This window comes from Myxococcus hansupus (assembly GCF_000280925.3).
GTDB lineage: Bacteria > Myxococcota > Myxococcia > Myxococcales > Myxococcaceae > Myxococcus > Myxococcus hansupus.
Window position 1 is genome coordinate 6,443,300 of record NZ_CP012109.1, and the last position, 17,506, is coordinate 6,460,805.

The following is a 17,506-nucleotide window of genomic DNA, read 5'->3' on the forward strand; positions in this document are numbered from 1 at the left end:
CTCTGTCTCCATCTTCGCATCTGATAGAGGCCTCTACCGCCAGACGTCTGACTGCGGCGGCCTTCATGCAGGTGCAAGAGGCGGGATGTCCAATTCAGGCGGGACGGGGTAACCTGTCTCCCGGTCGTTTTTCAGAGCGCCCCGCCCCGTGGACACTCCGAGAAAGCATCCATGAACCGACATGCGTGGACCCGCCTGCTGTGGCTCTCCCTGCTGCTCTCCTCCAGCACCGCCTTCGCCGCCCTGCCGACCTACCAGACGCTGAACCTCGAGGGCTGGACGGTGAAGGTCGACACCCGCCTGTTGAACAACAACGGGGCGGCAACGGAGAGGGCCATCACCCTGCTGACGGCTCAATTGAAAGACGTCGTCCGGCGGGTTCCCGCGGGCCCCCTCGAGCAACTGCGCAAGGTGACACTGTGGATGTCCCCCCAGTACGCCGGCTTTCCCCCGAAGGCCGAATTCCACTACCACGCAGCGTGGTTGCGGAAACATGGCCGCAATCCAGCCATGGCGGAGAGCGTCGAGTTCACCAACATCCTCGCGTTCGAGGCGCAGACGCAGCAGAGTCCCCTGTTGATATTGCATGAGCTCGCCCACGCCTATCACCACCGTGTCCTCGGGGGTGGCAATACGGACATCCACGCGGCCTTCGTGCGGGCCACCGAGAGCAAGACCTATGAGCGTGTCGAGCGCCTCCACCGCCACGGCCATCCCACCTCCTTCGAGCGCGCCTATGCCCTGGAAAACGCGCACGAGTTCTTCGCCGAGATGACCGAGGCCTTCTTCGGGCGCAATGACCACTACCCCTTCACCGGCGAGGACCTGGCCCGGCACGACCCGGACACACTGGCCTTGCTCCAGAAGCTCTGGCAGAGCCCCCAGACGCCGGCGCCGCTGCCACAGCCCGTGCCCAAGGCGCCCGAGCCGGTGAGCTTCGACAGCCGCTGCTACTACCGGCTGACCACCCAGTGGCGAGGTGATGGCCTGTCCCTGGACATCATCAACGACGGAAAGAACGACACCCCCATCCTCGCCAAGACGGCCATGGTGCCGGGGCAGCGATGGAAACTCCTCCCAGAGGCCAACGGCGCGCATCGGCTGGTGACGCAGTGGCGCGGCAATGGGATGTCCCTGGCCAGCACCGCCGGCAACCAGCCGTTGCTCGTCGCCACGGCCGCCGCTCCGGAGCAACTGTGGCGGGTCACACCGGAGCTCGACGGCACCCTGCGACTGACGAGCCTGGCGCAGGACGCGGGAATGTCACTGGACATCCTCTACGACGGCAAGGCCAACGTCACCCCCATCCTCGCCCCACCCCGGCCCGTCGATGGACAATTCTGGAATGTAACGCTTGTGCCTCCCTGTCCTTAGCGTCCAACAAGAGCACCCGGGGAACGTCGCGCATGGGGTTCGCCCCCGGCGGCGGCATCCACGACATCATCATCTGGTTCCACACGCGCGGACCGCGATAAACTCCGGGCTGTTGGCCCCTCAATTGCCATAGGCTGAGGCCCCCCCCGCCTCGACACTGGAAGCCGAGCCCCCATGCGTTCCCGCCCCTTCGTCTCTGTCCTCCTGGCCGCTTCCACCGTGTCGATCCGTTCCAAGGAGGTGGCCCTGTGAGCCGCGTCGCGGGATGGGTGGTGCTGGTGCTGGCGCTGGTCGTGTCGTACCGCCCGGCCGAGGCCGCGCAGGCCAAGAAAGCGCAGGCGCAAAAGGCCCAGGTGCAGCAGACCCAAGTGGCCGTGCTGCGCCCCGAGGGCCGCCAGGCGGATGCGCTGCGCAGGGTGCTGACGCAGGAGCTGGGCAAGAAGGGACGCGGACGCGAGGTGCTGCCCGCGAAGAAGGTGGATGCCGAAGTGAAGCGCATCCGCGGCGGTCCGAAGACGGATGCGCAGCGGCAGGCGCTGGCGAAGAAGCTCGGCGCGGACGTGCTGATTGTCGCCTCGGTGAAGGGGACGAAGCGCTGGGACGTGGAGGTCCGCGCCTACTCCGGCAAGGACGGCACCCTGCTCGCCGAGGAGCGTTGGGACGTCCGCACCAATCGCGCCTTCCCCGACGTGCGGCGCGAGCTCGAGCCCAAGCTGGGCGCGGCCCTGAATGAGGGCTCGGAGCAGCGCCTCCCGCCTGCCGCCGTCACGCCTCCGACGCCCGTCTCCGAGCCAGAGGTCGCGCCCCCGGCCCCCATCGCGGAGGCACCACGCCCGGCGGCGGTGAAGCCTCAGCCTTCCAAGCCCACCGCGAAGAAGGAGGAGCCGCCGGTGAAGTCCGAACCGAAGGCAGCCAGCCTTCGCGACCTGGACGGCCCCATCCTGGAGGCGGTGCTGTCCGGACAGGCGCTGTTCCGCCGCTTCAACTTCACGGGCAACAACGCCGACACGCTGCCCGACTACAACCTCAACAGCGCCGCGGCGGCGAGCCTCTCGGTCGTCTACTTCCCGCTCTCCCACTTCACGGATGGGATGGTGCACAACCTGGGCATCGTGGCGCGGGGCTCACGCGCCATCGGGCTGTCCACGCGGCTCCCGAATGGCGACACGTACGGCACCACCGCGCAGCTCCTGGAGGGCGGTCTGCGCTTCCGCCTGCCGCTGCGGTGGATGGAGGTCTCGGTGGGCGCGCTGTACGGCACCCACACCTTCGCGGTGGACCTCCCGCCGGAGAGCACCTTCGCCCTGCCCGACGTGGACTACCGCTTCGCGCACGTGGAGCTCGGCCTGCGCAAGGCACTCACCGAGCGATGGGCCATCGCCGCGCGCGTGGGCTACCAGCACGTGATGAGCGCCGGCGAGCTGTCCTCGGACGACTACCTCCCCGAGCTGAGCGGCTTCGGACTCGATGGCGAACTCGCCGTGGAGTTCGCCCTGACGCGCATGCTGGGTCTGCGGCTGGGCGGAGAGATGCGGCGCTACGCCTTCACCGCTGACGCCGCGCAGGGAGCCCCGGTCTTCGCCGACGGCGCCAAGGACCTGTACTTCAGCGGCCAGCTCGGCGTGTTTCTGAGGCTGTAGCACCGGCATATCGAGGGGGGATGTCCCCCACGCCTGTGGCGCCTCCTCCACACTTTCCGCGAGGCCCGCTCGAAAAGTCGGGTCTGTTGAAACACGTATGCACGCGTGACAGGAGTTTTTCAGTATCCGTGTCATCGGGCCATTTGACCGATGCGCGTGCGCTTCGCGGTTACATTGACAGGAACGCGCAATCCATTCGATTGATATGTCTCCCAATGATGGAGGCGCTCGTGCCGAGGATGCGGTCACAACGGTTGTCACGAGAGCCAGCGGCGCGGGGACGGTGGTGGCGCCCGGTGGTGCTCGGGCTGGTCTTGAGCGGGGCTGCTGGCTGCGAAGGAATCATCTCCAACCCGGAGGGCCCCGGTGGAGGGCCCGGCCCCGGCACGCCCCCGCCCGGCGTCATCGAGAAGCCAGCCCCATCCGTGCGGATGGCGCGCCTGACGCACGTGCAGTGGACCCACAGCGTGCAGGAGCTGCTCAGGCTGGACGCGCCGCCCACCACGCAGGCGGGCACCTTCCGCGCGGACCCCGCCCTGGGCGGCTTTCTCTTCGACAACAATGCGCGCGCCCTCTCCGTCGACGAGGCCCTCTGGGGCGCCTACCAGCGCGCCGCCGCCGAGCTCGCCGGCCAGGTGACGACGGACGCGACGAAGCTCTCGCGCCTGCTGCCTCCATCGGCCGCCACCAGCGAGGAGCGCGCCCGCGCCTTCGTGGAGTCCTTCGGCCTGCGCGCGCACCGGCGCCCGCTGACGACCGATGAGGTGGAGGGCTACCTCGAGCTGTACCGCAAGGGCCCCCAGGCCTACGCGGACATGTCGGCCTTCGAGGGTGGCATCCGGCTGGTGATCGAAGCCTTCCTCCAGTCGCCCCACTTCCTCTACCGCGTGGAGCGCAGCACGGTGGCCGTGCAGGACCGGGTCCCGCTCGACGACTACGAGGTGGCTTCGCGGCTGAGCTACGGCCTCTGGAGCACCATGCCGGACGACGCCCTGTTCGCCGCTGCGGACGAGGGCGCCCTGCACTCCCGCGAGGGCGTCGCCACCCAGGCGCGGCGCATGCTCCAGGACGCGCGCTCGAACAAGGTGGTGGAGGCCTTCCACCGCACCCTCTTCGACGTGCCCCGCTATGCCGCCATCCGGCCCTCCCTCACACGCTACCCTCAGGTGTCCGAGCGCCTCGGGGAGTACGCGGCCCGGGAGACGACCCTCTTCGTCCAGGACATCGTCTTCTCCCGCAAGGGCGGCTACCGCGACCTGCTCACCTCGCCGACCACCTTCGTCAACGACGAGCTGGCGCGCGTCTACGGGCTGAGTGGCGCGTTCACCGCCGACTTCGTCCCCGTGACGCTGGACTCGCGCGAGCGCAAGGGCGTGCTCACCCAGGTGGGCTTCCTGGCCTCACACGCGACGTCGGTGGACCCGGACCCCATCCACCGCGGCGTCTTCGTGTCCGAGCGCATCATCTGCCGGAAGATTGGCGCGCCGCCGGCCAACATCCCACCGCTTCCCGCCCCCCAGGGCCGCACCAATCGCGAGGTCGTCGCCTCGCACACCGAAGCGCCAGGGACCGCGTGCGCCAGTTGCCACACGAACCTCATCAACCCGCTCGGCTTCCCCTTCGAGAACTACGACGCCATCGGCGGCTACCGCACCACGGACAACGGGCATCCGGTGGACTCCAGCGCGTCTCCCAACATCTTCGGACAGACGGTGCAGGTGCGCGATGCGCTCGACCTGGCGGACGCACTCGCGGCCCAGGAGGTCGTGCATACGTGCTACGCGCAGCACTGGGTGGAGTACCTCCATGGGCGCCCGTTCGCCCACGAGGACATGCCGCTGGTGGAGCGGCTCGGGAAGCTGTCGCAGGCGGGCAACCTGTCCATCGTCGACCTCGTCGTGGAAGTCGTCACCAGTGAAGGCTTCGTGAATCGCCACCCGGAGGAGCTGCCATGAAGCTGAGTCGCCGGATGGTGTTGAAGGGCCTGGGCGGGACGATGCTGAGCCTGCCGTTTCTCGAGGGGCTGATGCCGAGGACCGCCCGCGCGGCGGACTCGGGGGCGCGGCCGTACGCCATCTTCTTCCGGCAGGCCAACGGCGTCGCCTCGGCCCAGACGACGTCGGAGCTCGGCGCGGAGCCGGAGCGCTTCTGGCCGCGCAGCCTGGGTGCGCTCACCGCGGAGAGCATCGCCGGGCGGGCCGTGGGCGTGCTCAATGACCACCGCGCGCACCTGCTGGTGGTGCGCAACATCAACATGCGGGACTACAACTACGGGGACGGCCACGCCCGCGGCGCCATGCAGGGGCTGACCGCGCGGGGCCCCGTGGTGGAGGGCGCAGGCGGCGGCTCCGAGTCCGGAGGCGAGTCCATCGACCACCGCATCGGCCGCGAGCTCAATCCGCAGCAACGGGACTCGCTCGTCTTCTACGCGGGCCGGCGTGGCGGCTGGCTTGGAGGGCCCTGCCTCTCCTACCGGAGCAGCAACGTGCGCCGGGCCGCGCTGCATGACCCGTGGAATGCGTACCAGACGATGATTGGCGGCCCGGGCGGCCTGACGCCCGAGGCTCGCGAGCAGCTCCTCGTCCGGCAGCGCAGCGTGAACGACCTGGTGAAGGCCCAGCTCCAGGCGCTCCAGCGGCGGCCCGAGCTGAGCACGTCCGACCACGAGCGCCTGGACCTGCACCTGTCCAACGTCCGGGACCTGGAGGTCGCCCTGAGTTGCCGCATGCGCGCGGACCAGGAGCGCATCCTCCAGCAGGAGGCGCCCGGCTATGACAGCACGGACGGCACCGAGGTGCTCGCCACCGCCAGGCTGCACATGGACATCGCCGTGATGGCGATGGCGTGCGGCACCAACCGCGCGGCCGTCATCCAGGTGGGCAACGGCAACGATGGTGACACGCGCTACCGCCACCCGGACACGGGGCAGTTGATGGAGAACTTCCATTACGTGTCCCACCGCCGCTCGTCGCACGACTCCAGCGGCGGCATCATCACCGGTTCGGACCTGCTGCACCACCACGTGGACGCGCAGTTCGCGAGCGCCTTCAAGCACCTCCTGGACCGGCTGGTGGCCTACCAGATGCCGGACGGGAAGCGCCTCATCGAGCACGGCGTGGCGGTCTGGTACAACGACCTGGGCAACGGCCCGGCCCACTCGGCGCGCAATGTGCCCTTCGTCCTGGCGGGGAGCTGCAATGGCTTCCTCAAGCAGGGCGTCTACGTCGAGGCGGCGGGCGGCGGCAATCCCAACCACAACCGGATGCTGAACACGATTGGCACCGCCGTGGGGCTGAGGAACGCGGCCGGCGGGAACCTGGACGACTTCGGCGACCCGTCGCTGCCCCGGGGCGTGCTCTCCGAGCTCATCGCCTGAGTGGACGGTTGCGACTTGCTCCAGTGTTCAGCACTGGAGCAGGTCGTTCAGGCAGCGTGACCACCCTGCCCGTGGAGCGAAGGACTCTCACGCCTGATCAGGCGAGCGTGTGACCGAACACTGCTGACACGCCCTGTCAGCACACGTCGGGCACAACCTTGGGATGCACAAACCCAGGCGACGCACGATGAGCCCCTTCACCATTTCCGATTCCGAGCTCGCCGGCCCTCGGGCGCGGCTGAAGGCAACGCGCTTCCCCGCGGCGGTCGAAGGCGTCAGGGGAGGGGTCGGCGGGGCGGGGCGTGGATGTGCCGCGATGCGCGCGAAAGGTCGTCACGGGAGCGACAGCGCGAAGAGACAGCACGACGCAGCGGACGCGGAGGTGCATCTCACTCAGGCGAACACAGCCAGTCCGCGACCGCGCATCATTGGTCCCAGGCAAGACATGAATTGGGACTGGTGACATTGACACAGCCATGTTCATCCACTTGCCTGATGGCGGGCGGCGCCATATCAGCCACGTGGGGGCAGCGCGATGCGTCGTCGACGGGAATCCACCCTCCCACCGCGACGCTATGACACGAAGGGGTGCCAGCAAGTGGCGGACAGCAGAACCCTTCCCCATCTGGAGAAACAGGCAGTCCGGACCCGCCATCCCAATCGCGCCCCGCATCTGCAATGCCAGCATCCTCCCAGCCTCCATCAGCGTTGGACTCCGACACGGATGCACAGGACTGAAGAAGCAGCAGCGCTGAACCAGGCAGCAAGTAACGCAACATCGGCATCCCCCCTGTCGGGCAACGCCAGTCCGGCCGAATCGAAGGCAATGGACTGAACCCCCTCGAAACAGAGCACGCTCTTCACATCCGGGCCACTCAGACCTTGAACCAGGTCACCTCGGATGCCGAAGCGCAAGCGTCCCACATCCGACTGGTTGCCCACGACCCGACACGCCACCCCACAGGGCGGTTGCGGGGTGCCCCACCCTGCCCGCGGCTCCAGCCGACTCGCGACAGGTATCCGACCGGCGCTGCGAAACGCCAGAAAAGGTCGGACATCCGACTGGCGCACGAAGGTGGGCCCTGGCACGGGAGGATGTGGACATGAAGATTGGAATCATTGGCGCGGGTCTGATTGGGGGGACCCTGACGCGTAGGTGGACCAAGCTCGGGCACGAGGTGTTCATCGCGAACTCACGGGGCCCGGAGACGTTGCGCGAGTTGGAGAAGGAGACGGGCGCGAAGGCCGTCACCGCGAAGGAGGCCGCGCGGGCCGGAGAGGTCGTCGTCGTCACCATCACGCAGAAGGCGATCCCCGACCTGCCGAAGGACCTCTTCGCGGGTGTGCCCAAAGACGTCGTCGTCATCGACACGGGTAATTACTATCCCGTGCGTGACGGCAACATCGCAGCGCTCGAGAAGGGGCAGATTGAGAGCGAATGGGTGGCGGAGCATCTTGGACGCCCCGTCATCAAGGCCTTCAACAACATCTACTTCCAGAGCCTTCTGGATAAGGGCGTCCCCAAGGGAACTGCGGGACGCATCGCACTGCCGATCGCCGGCGAGCCCGACGCGAAGGCGAAGGTGCTCAAGCTCGTTGAAGAACTGGGCTTCGACGCCATCGACGCAGGGAGTCTCGCGGATTCCTGGCGCCAGCAACCGGGCACCCCCGTCTATACCCACGACTTCGACGCATCCGGCGTGAAGAAGGCGCTCGCGGAGGCAGACCGCGCGAGCCTGCCGAAATACCGCGATGCCGCGAACACCTGGCTGAAGAACTTTCTGGCGTCCCAGGGCTGAGCGCTCAGACCAGCCACTCGAACGCATCGGAATCGAACACGGCGCCGCGAGCGGCCTCAGCCACTCGCGTCCGTGGTTCTGAGCCGAAAGGGCGCGGGCGCCATAGGTTCTGCCCCTGAAGCCTTCTTGCGCTTCGCAGCGGACCTGCCAGAAGCGGCCGTCGCGCGCCCGCTGGCACAACAGGACACAGGCCCCGGGTCACCGCGTCGAACGAAGCTCACCTCGGCCTCAAATTCGTTCGGACGAGGTGCATCGATGACCACGGCCTTGAAGGAGCCCCACGGCGGTGTGCGCCGTGCCCAGCCAGTCGCACGATGGAACCGTGTCATGCCGACCTCCGAGGGCTGCTGTGGCGCTTGCGATGTCTCCAGCCGGGTGTGTCGCCCCCGTGAAGAAGCGGAGGGGGCGCATGTCCGTTCTTCGCGGGTGACGTTTCATTCACGGGGTGACGACGCGGATGACCTGGTTGAAGGCGTCGCTGACGTAGAGGAGTCCCCCCGCGTCGAAGGCAAGCCCTACGGGGGCGCTGAGGTCCGCCGCGTCCGCACGGCCCAGCGCCGTGCCGACACGGCCCGAGCCCGCAAAGGTGAAAACCCGCGTGGCCGCCGCGTTCTCGCCTGGAATGATCTTGCGCAACCGCAGGTTCGCCGTATCCGCGAGCAACAGCTCGCCCTGCGGGCCCATCACCATGCCGAGCTGGGCCCGGAAGCGGGCGTCGCTGCCCGGACCATCCTGGAAGCCGAACGGCGTGCCCGCGCCCGTGCCCGCGAGCGTCACCACGGCACGCGATCCCTGCAGCGACACACGGCGCAAGCGCTGACTCACCGTGTCCAGCACGTAGAGCGTCCCCACACCGCCGAGCGCGAGCGCGGATGGCGCCGCGAAGCTGGCATCTCGCCCCCGCACCGCGTCCGCCGTGCCCAGGGTGCCCGTGCCCGCGAGCGTGACGACCTCGCGCGTGCCCGCGCGCACCATGCGGATCCGGTGGTTGTCCTGGTCCGCCACGTAGACATTCCCCGCCGCGTCCACTGCGAGCGCCATGGGGCGGCTGAAACGCGCCCGCGCCGGGCCTCCATCCGCGAACCCCGCGACAAAGCCCTGTCCGGCCCAGGTACGCACCTGCCACCCCTCCTCGCCCCGGTCGAGCCGGCGGATGACGTGGTTGCCCGAGTCCGCCACGTAGAGCTCTCCGGTCGGTCCCGCCACGACCGCCGTTGGGCTGCGAAGCAGCGCCTGACTGCCCGCGCCATCGCGGTGGCCGAGCTCCCCGCTACCCGCAATCGTGCTCACCGTTCGACCCGCGCCCTCCTGCTGGATGAGGCGGATGCGGTTGTTGCGTGTGTCCGCCACCACCACCTCCCCCGCGTGCGTCACCGCCAACCCGGTGGGTGACTGGAACATCGCGGTGTCCGCCGGTCCGTCCTGCCAACCCGACGCGCCCACCCGCCCCGCATAGGCCTCCACCGAGGCCGCCCACTGCCCCACCGGCGCGGGCTGCGTGGGCACGGGCCCCTCGAGCGGCGCGGCCTCGTCCCGCGGAGGCCGGTTCATCAAGGCGCGATCCAGTACGTTGCGCGTCATACGCTCCACGCGCGCGTCCCTCTCGCCCGGCGCCTTGTCCGTCAGCCCCAGCGCCCACCAGATGGTGCCCGCGGTGAACACCAGCCGGCCCGACGGCAGCGTCCGGTCGACAGCCGTAGAATAGGAAGGGAGCCCCTCCCCGCTCACCACGGGGCTCTTGAAGCTGACGCGGCTGCCTTGCGGATACCCAGGCTCATCCGGAAACGCGCGGTCATACTCGAAGCCCACGAGGCCCGGCAGGACATCGCCCTGCTTCATCCCCGTCCCGTTGAAGAGCCAGTGCGAGTCGTCACTCACGGCCAGCGGGTAGCCGAAGAACATCCAGCCCTCGTACATGGAGCCGAAAAGATTGTTCTCCGTGCGCGCATCGGGAGGATCCCGGTAACGGGTCGTCGAGTAGGGGATGGGGTCCTTTTCGGGCTCGCTCTTGTAGCAGGCGATGGTACGCAGCGCGGCGCCCTGCGACTCTGGCAGTACGCGGATGCGCCAGTAGGAGCCATTGGCGCCGAAGTAGACGAGGCTCAGGCGGCCCTGGGCCAGCGCGGCGTCCACCTGGTCGCGCTCCTGGATGGGCCAGTACTCATCCTGCCCACCGTGCACGAAGACGGTGACGTCCTTCAGCAGGTCGGGAAAGCGCACGAAGTCGAGCTGGGTGGCGTACGTGACGTCGTAACCGTGGCGCTCCATGAAGCGCACGAGAGGCTGGTCCAGGTAGAATGTCTTCCCCGTGCCATCCATCGCCGCGTAGGGTCGGTTGAAGGACACCTCCCAGGCGCGGCCGCTCGGCATCCGCCGCGAGTCGTCGGAATAAAGGCTCTCACCCCCATAAGTGTTGTACGCCTGATATGTCGTGAAGTTCGGCGTGAAGAGGAAGTCGGCCTTGCGCCGGTCCCTCACCACGAAAGGTGTGAAGCGCATGCGCTTGTCCTGGCGCCACACCTTCACCACATACAGGCCCGACAGCCACGAGCCGTCCGTGGGGATGGGGACGGTGAAGGCGTCCTGCCAGTTGCACTCGACGCGCGAGGTGACGGCGTCGCGAGCGCACGCCGGCTGGCGGCGCACCTGCCAGGGCCCGCCGCTCCACACCTTGCGCGCGCCCGCGCCGCCGTACTCGCCCATGCGGAAGACCTCCGCGGTGATGGGGGCGCGGTCGAGGTTGGTGGAGACCTTCACCTTGAGCACCTCTCCCGCAGCCAGGGACTCGGGGCTGGCATAGACCTCCAGTTCGCCGTTCGCTGACTTCCCGCCGGATTCCCAGTCCGGGTCCCCCTGCCGCTGGTTCTCCAGGGTGATGGGGTTCGGAGAAGCGGGGGGCGCGACATCCGGGCCAGGGACTTCCGGCCCGGCGTCCCCCAGAGAGGGAGGGGGCGCGTTGGGCCCGTCGGGGTTCTGGACGACGCTGCCCGCGTCTCGCCCGGCGCCCGACGGTGCTCCCTTGTCTCGGCAACCCGTCAGGACGGCGAGCATGCCCAGGGTAAGCGCCCGGTGGCTCCACTGAAGCCTGAACCCACGTGCCATCGCCCCCCCAGTAAGGGCCGTGTACTGGTGCGCCCCTCGGACATCAATCGGCTTGGGATGCAGCGCCCCGGCGATGGAGGCAACCGTCGCTCGAAGCCGGGCAGCGGGCCCTCCGGCCTTGACGGGGCACCCCGTCTGTCCAGTTCATGGAAGAGGATGGCGCGGGGGCAGGCCGTACCAGCGTTGCCGCCCCTCGGCAGGGCGACGGACAACGTCCACCTCCCACGCCTGACTGCTGCCAGCGATAGAAGCGGCCGGTGAGCGTCTTCCAACGACCCAAATGCTCCCTCGATGTGCCTAACCCCCCGCTCCTTGAACCTGTCCCCACCCCAGCGGTCCTCCTCTCGCTTACCAGGCGGGTGCGTGCCTCGCTTCCAGCGGTGTTCTGCGTGGCCCTGCTCCTGCTAGCGGCTCCGGCATCGGCAGACACGGTTGACGGCCCTGCCGCGCTACCGAGCCTGGAGGGACTTGGACGATTCACCCGACGGCGCGCGGGGCTGGAAACGGGTGGCGCACCAGAAGAGCGCTGCACCGGCGATGCTGAGCGCCACCGCGACCCACGCCGGCGCGAGGTAGCCGTACCCCGCCGAGAGCACCACGCTTCCCAGCCACGCTCCGGCGGCGTTGGCCATGTTCAACGCGGAGTGCGACATCGACGCGGCCAGCGAGGGCGCGTCCGGCGACGCCTCCATCAGCCGCACCTGCACGGCGGGCCCCAAGAGTGACGCCGTGAACCCGATGAGGAACACCAACGGCACCGCCGCCCACAGCGACGTCGCCAGCAGCGCGAACAGGAGCATCACCAGCGTCACGCCGCCAAACCCGCTCCACATCGCGAGCGTCACCGAACGGTCCGTGAGCTTTCCGCCCCAGAGCGTGCCCACCGTCATGCCCGTGCCGAACAGCGCGAGGACCAGCGGCAGCGCGGATTCGGGCAGGCCCGCCACGCGCGTCATCGTGGGCGCGATGTAGCTGTAGACCGCGAAGAGCCCACCAAACCCCACCGCGCCCACCACCACCGTCCACCACACCTGGGGCCGCTTCAGGGCGCCCAGTTCCTGGCGCACGCTGGAGCCGCCCAACGACGCCACGTGCGGCACCCAGCGCCAGAGGGCGATGAGCGTCGCCACGCCGATGGCGCCCACCAGCAAGTACGTGCTGCGCCAGCCCAGTTGCTGGCCCAGGAAGGTGGCCACCGGAACGCCGATGATGTTCGCCACGGTGAGCCCCGCCATGAGCAGCGCCACCGCGCGCCCCTTCCTCCCCGGGCCCAAGAGCGCGGCGCCCACCACGGAGCCCACGCCGAAGTACGCGCCGTGCGGCAGCCCCGCGATGAACCGAGCCAGGATGAGCGTGTCGATGGTGGGCGCGAGCGCGGACGCCGCGTTGCCCACGGTGAATGCCACCATCAAGAGCAGCAGAAGCGCCCGGCGGGACATGCGCGCGGTCGCGATCGCCACCAGGGGCGCCCCCACCACGACGCCCAGCGCGTAGGCAGCGATGACGTAACCGGCCTTGGGAATCGTCGTATTCAGCCCGCTGGCAATGAGCGGGAGGATGCCCATGGAGGCGAACTCGGTCGTACCGATGCCAAAGCCGCCCATGGACAGGGCCAGGAGGGCCCACGCGGCTGCGTCCTGATTCTTCACGGTGTCTCCGCTCGAAGGGATGCCGACCGTGTCTTCATCCCAGCGCCCCTGCACGAGCCGGCACATGTCTAACGAGAACGTCTGATTCGGCAACATGAACTGCCGAATCAGGAGTGACCGCCTGGAGCTTCGCCCACTGGAGACGCCCGCATCCCGAAGAACTCAGAAGAGGCTGATTTTCTTGTACAGACTGTAGCCCGTGGCTCGTTTCATCCACATGAACCGGCGGCCCTCAGTGACCGCGTCCGCGGTGAACTGGAGCGTGTGGTCCGTCCCCTTCTCCAGGCACTCGACCAACCAACCGTCTCCGTAGACTTTGCAGTCCAGCGCCTCGACCGACGGGCTTCGGACCGCCCAGTCACTGGCCTGCGCCAGCTCTTCCCACTCCATGCTCTCCCTGCGAGCCAGCAGCTCCGCATCGCCGATTCCCGCCAGCCGGACGGTCTCCTGAATGGAGGGCTTCAGGTGCGCCGTGAAATCCTTGAACTTCTTCGCCTGGAGCAACTGCTGCAACTCGACGATCTTTGCGTGGACCAACGGCTTCTCCGCGTCGCTCCAGACAATCTTCTGGCCTGTCCGCCAGAGGGGCGGTTTCAGGCCCTTGGGCGCATTGAAGACAAGCGGGGTGTTCGCCTGGATGTTCCCTACGGCGGAGTAGGTCTCGTTCATCATCAGGTCCTTCCCCACCTTCACCGTGAGCTTTTCCAACTTGCCCAGGACCGTCCCTGCCTCGCCGTCGACTTCCATCCGGAGGGTGTTCTTCCCAGGCACCACGAAGTGCTGGATGGGGAAGCCTCGCTGAACTTCGGACTCCATCTCCTCATCTGGGCTGCTCTCCGGATGACGGAAGACGAGGACGTCATTCACGAACAACCTGGGTCGAGCTTGCGGTTTGTAGGCGAGGTCCACGACGTACTGTTCAGGAATCTTGCCCGCGGGCTTTGACTTGAGCCTCACGCTGACCTGCGCATGCGCCGACTCCACGAATGCGAGACTCAGCATCAGAAGCATGTAGCTCGAATTCCTCAATAGCCACTGACCTGCACTCACGAACAACCTCCACGACCACTCCAACCACTGGAGTCGAAGGGTCCGACGATAGCAGGCTCAAGCCGGGCCAGAGACCTATTCCCTCCGTGCCGCTCCACCCTTCGGTCGCTGCGTCGTAGGCGTGCCCGTGCCTGTCGGAGTCGACACTGAGCCACCTGCGACACGGCACGCAATCGACAACCTCCCGAGCATCGTCCGAGCTACGCTGGCACGATGGGCTGCACCCACCTCGCTTGTTACGCTCCGATTCCGCGCGGGCATCGTGTCCGGCTCATCGACTTGGAACGTGCGGGCGGCTTCTTGCGCGCCGCCGTTCGCGTCACAGTCGCGATCGACCTCACCACCGGCACGTACTACGTCCCCTATGCGCTGGTTCCCGACCTCCGAGATTGCGCCTCGCCAGACATGATCGACGCGGTGATCAACTCGGGAAAATGGCGCATCACCTCCACCTACGAAGGGGAAGTGGTCGCCTCAGCGGTGTCCCTCAAGGAGTCGGGCGAGTTCAACGACGCCTGGACCCGGTTGTTTGTCACCCCCTGAGCTGAACCAAGGGCCCTCCTCTCGGGAAGAGCCCATTTTTCACGGGCCTCGCGATGAAACTCGCGAGGCCTTCGTGCTTCAAGCGGACACGGACACAGCCAGCCTGCATCTGGGACGAACTCGCGAACCAATCTCGCAACGCCAGTCCGTGATACGGCAGCAAGACGGCGCCAATCACAGGCAGCGCGATATCGCGGACGAGTACACGTCGATACATGTCCCCCGTCCGAGGAGCGCGCCCGCCACGACCAGCAGTTGGAGCGTCTCATCCGACCGAGCCGCATCCGCGAGTGGCTCGGCCTCGCGCTCGTCGCGCTCATCGGCTTGCTCCTGAGCTACGCCCTCTACCGCGATCATCAAGTGGCACGCGCCGCGGAAGAAGGCACCCCGACGACAGCCCAGGTGGAGCGGATGGAGCCGGGGCGCTGCCTCGTCGGTACGAAGACCGAGCGCTGCTTGACGTTGACGCTCAAGCTCTATCCCGCCGTGGGGGCGCCGTACTCGGCGTCGCTCACCCAGAGCATCCCGCTCGAATGGATGTCACGGGTGCAGCCGGGTTCGTGGCTCACGGTGGCGGTGGCGCCCACAGCGCCGCAGCAGGCGACGTTCGACGTGCGCACCATGTACGTCGCGCCACCTGCGCCGCCCGCTTCGGCGCAGTGAGGGACACCTGTCTCTCAGGAAACCGACGCGGGTTCGCGCGGTGCGGTTGGCCCTCGCGTGAAGGGTGCCGGGGATGAAGCGTCAACAACGCGCTGGGAGTGTCGAGACCACACGGGCCTCGCGGCGCACCAGCAACAAGACCAGGATGAGACCCGCTCCAGCCATCGCCGCTCCGGACAAAGCCACGGCCGGATAGCTGAAGTTGAGACCGATGACGGCCCCACCGAGGGCCGCACCAACCGCGTTGCCCAGATTGAAGGCCCCGATGTTCATGGCCGAAGCCAGGTTCGGCGCGTCGCTGGCGGCGGTCATCACCCGCATCTGCAGCGGCGGCACCAGGGCGAAGCTCGCCACGCCCCAAAGGAAAACCACCACGGCGACGGGCGCCTGCCACGGCATGACCACGGCGAACAGGACCAGCAGTGTGGCGAGAGCGGCCAGGGTGACAATCAAGGTGCGGTCCACCGACTTGTCGGCGAAGCGCCCCCCCAGCCAGTTGCCGAGGGTCAGCCCCAATCCATAGGTCACCAGCATGGCGGTGACGAAGCCGGTCGAGGCCAAGGTCTGCTCCTTCAGAATCGGAGCGATGTAGGTGAAGACGGTGAACATGGCGCTGGAGCCAATGACGGTCAGCGCCAGGGCGGCCAGGACGGGGCCGCGTCTCAGCACCGCCAACTCGGCCTTCATGGCGCCGCTGTCCGCGGAGGGCGCGACCCGGCCGTGTGGCAAGGTCATGCGAAGCGCGACCATCGCCACGGCTCCCAGCCCCGCGATGCCCCAGAAGGAAGCGCGCCAGCCGAGACGCTCGCCCGCCCAGGAGGCCAGGGGAACGCCGGTGATGTTGGCGACCGTCAGCCCCATGAACATGGCCGCGACAGCGCCCGCCCGCCTGTTCGGCGCGACCACGCTGGCCGCGACGATGGCGCCCACGCCGAAGAAGGCACCGTGGTTGAACGACGTCACCACCCGGGCCGCCATCAAGGTCCAATACTCCGGCGCGAGCGCCGACAGCAGATTGCCCAAGGTGAAAATACCCATCAGGCCGACCAGCAGGGTCCGGCGCGGCACACGGCCAGTCGCCAGGGTCATCACTGGTGCACCGACCAACACCCCGAAGGCATAGGCGCTGACCAGCAGTCCCGCCGCCGGGATGGAGACGCCGAGGTCGCTGGCGATTACAGGCAGCAAGCCCATGGGCGCAAACTCCGTGACGCCGATGCCGAAGGCGCCGACCGCCAGGGCGAGCAGAGGAGGGTTGGGCTTCATCATCAGGAACCTTTCTCGGCCCCCGCGGCGACTGTGCGCGACGGGGTGCGTTGTTCTGAGCGCGCAAAGATGGCTGGGCGGTCGCGTGGGCGTTAGAGCCCTCCAAAGCCAAGGATTCTTGAGATGAACGCAAAGGTGCAGCCGGGCGGCGCGGACCGGGCGAGGGAGATGGCCGTCTTTTCGGCCGTGGCGGCGACCGGCAGCTTCTCCGCGGCCGGTCGTGACCTGGACCTGACCCCCTCGGCCGTCAGCCGGACCATCGACCGCATCGAGGCGCGCCTGGGGGTACGACTGATGCTGCGCACGACCCGGGCCCTCACCCTGACGCCCGAGGGGCAAGCCTATCTGGGCGCGGCGCGGCGAATCCTGGCGGAGCTGGACGACGCGGAGCAGGCCATCGCCGATCGCGGCGCGCCGCGCGGACGGCTGAGGGTGAGCGCCGCCCTCTCGCATGGGCGCCTCTGCGTGGTCCCCCTGCTGGGCGACTTCACGGCGCGATACCCTCACATCCTGGTCGACATCAATCTGACCGACAGGGTGGTCGACATCGCAGCGGGTGAGGCGGACGTCGGTATTCGCTTCGGCCCGCTGCCTGACAGCGGTTTGACGGCGCGCAAGATTGGCGAGATGCCGCGAATGATTGTGGCTTCGCCTGACTATCTGGCCCGGCGAGGGACACCTAGGGTTCCCGAGGACCTGCACCACCACAACTGCTTGAACTTCAATTTTCGCCGGGCCGCACCGGTGTGGCCCTTCGTGCGCGACGGGCGCGAATACAGTTTGTCGGTGAAGGGCTGCATCGAAGCCAATAACGGAGAGACCCTGGGCCAGTTGGCCGCGGCCGGCGTGGGGGTGACGCGGGTCGGCGCATTCAGCGTCGAGGAAGAGCTGCGCTCGGGCCGGCTGGTTCCTCTGCTGGAGCGATACAATCCAGGCGACGTGGAGAACGTTCACGCCGTCTTTGTCGGTGGCGCGTCCCTGCCCGCGCGGGTCAGGGTGTTCGTCGACTATCTGGCCGACGCCTTGCAATGAGGCACAGCCCTG

12 protein-coding genes are annotated in these 17,506 nt (G+C 67.9%); 8 read left to right on the forward strand and 4 right to left on the reverse strand.

All coding sequences use genetic code 11. The features are described 5' to 3' along the window. Window positions 1-171: 171 nt before the first annotated feature. The 5 genes from A176_RS25030 to A176_RS25050 all read left to right on the forward strand — a co-directional run bounded on the left by A176_RS25030 (window position 172) and on the right by A176_RS25050 (window position 8,189). Window positions 172-1,374: a hypothetical protein gene (locus tag A176_RS25030; RefSeq protein ID WP_002633042.1), complete on the forward strand. Its 1,203-nt coding sequence runs from the start codon at window positions 172-174 to the stop codon at window positions 1,372-1,374. 248 nt (window positions 1,375-1,622) lie between these two features. Beyond that, complete coding sequence (locus A176_RS25035) at window positions 1,623-3,014, forward strand: hypothetical protein (RefSeq protein WP_002633043.1); 1,392 nt, start codon at window positions 1,623-1,625, stop codon at window positions 3,012-3,014. A 239-nt stretch (window positions 3,015-3,253) separates the two neighbouring features. Further along, a complete protein-coding gene (locus A176_RS25040; RefSeq protein ID WP_226993986.1) occupies window positions 3,254-4,969 on the forward strand; it encodes a DUF1592 domain-containing protein in 1,716 nt (571 codons plus the stop codon). Further along, complete coding sequence (locus A176_RS25045) at window positions 4,966-6,390, forward strand: DUF1552 domain-containing protein (RefSeq protein WP_002633045.1); 1,425 nt, start codon at window positions 4,966-4,968, stop codon at window positions 6,388-6,390. The genes A176_RS25040 and A176_RS25045 overlap by 4 nt, the downstream gene beginning before the upstream one ends. Before the next feature lie 1,082 nt (window positions 6,391-7,472). Next, window positions 7,473-8,189, forward strand: a complete 717-nt coding sequence (locus A176_RS25050) for an NADPH-dependent F420 reductase (RefSeq protein ID WP_226994419.1) — start codon at window positions 7,473-7,475, stop codon at window positions 8,187-8,189. A 438-nt stretch (window positions 8,190-8,627) separates the two neighbouring features. Here the strand turns inward: A176_RS25050 and A176_RS25055 are convergent, their stop codons facing one another. The 3 genes from A176_RS25055 to A176_RS25065 form a co-directional block, all read right to left on the reverse strand. After that, complete coding sequence (locus A176_RS25055) at window positions 8,628-11,291, reverse strand: N,N-dimethylformamidase beta subunit family domain-containing protein (protein ID WP_082282826.1); 2,664 nt, start codon at window positions 11,289-11,291, stop codon at window positions 8,628-8,630. A 449-nt stretch (window positions 11,292-11,740) separates the two neighbouring features. Beyond that, window positions 11,741-12,940, reverse strand: a complete 1,200-nt coding sequence (locus tag A176_RS25060) for an MFS transporter (RefSeq protein ID WP_044891005.1) — start codon at window positions 12,938-12,940, stop codon at window positions 11,741-11,743. A gap of 162 nt (window positions 12,941-13,102) precedes the next feature. Then, on the reverse strand, window positions 13,103-13,951 hold the full coding sequence (locus tag A176_RS25065) for a hypothetical protein (protein ID WP_002633049.1): 849 nt from the start codon (window positions 13,949-13,951) through the stop codon (window positions 13,103-13,105). Between the two features lie 339 nt (window positions 13,952-14,290). Here A176_RS25065 and A176_RS25070 point away from each other — a divergent pair, with 339 nt between their 5' ends. Further along, the gene (locus tag A176_RS25070) at window positions 14,291-14,533 is read left to right on the forward strand and encodes a hypothetical protein (RefSeq protein WP_144429609.1); all 243 of its coding nucleotides are present in this window, start codon (window positions 14,291-14,293) and stop codon (window positions 14,531-14,533) included. 255 nt (window positions 14,534-14,788) lie between these two features. Continuing rightward, the gene (locus tag A176_RS25075; protein ID WP_002633051.1) at window positions 14,789-15,196 is read left to right on the forward strand and encodes a hypothetical protein; all 408 of its coding nucleotides are present in this window, start codon (window positions 14,789-14,791) and stop codon (window positions 15,194-15,196) included. A gap of 81 nt (window positions 15,197-15,277) precedes the next feature. Here the strand turns inward: A176_RS25075 and A176_RS25080 are convergent, their stop codons facing one another. After that, a complete protein-coding gene (locus A176_RS25080) occupies window positions 15,278-16,465 on the reverse strand; it encodes an MFS transporter (RefSeq protein WP_002633052.1) in 1,188 nt (395 codons plus the stop codon). A 120-nt stretch (window positions 16,466-16,585) separates the two neighbouring features. Here A176_RS25080 and A176_RS25085 point away from each other — a divergent pair, with 120 nt between their 5' ends. Then, entirely contained in the window at window positions 16,586-17,494 is a 909-nt protein-coding gene (locus A176_RS25085; protein ID WP_002633053.1) for a LysR family transcriptional regulator, read from the forward strand. Window positions 17,495-17,506: the final 12 nt, after the last annotated feature.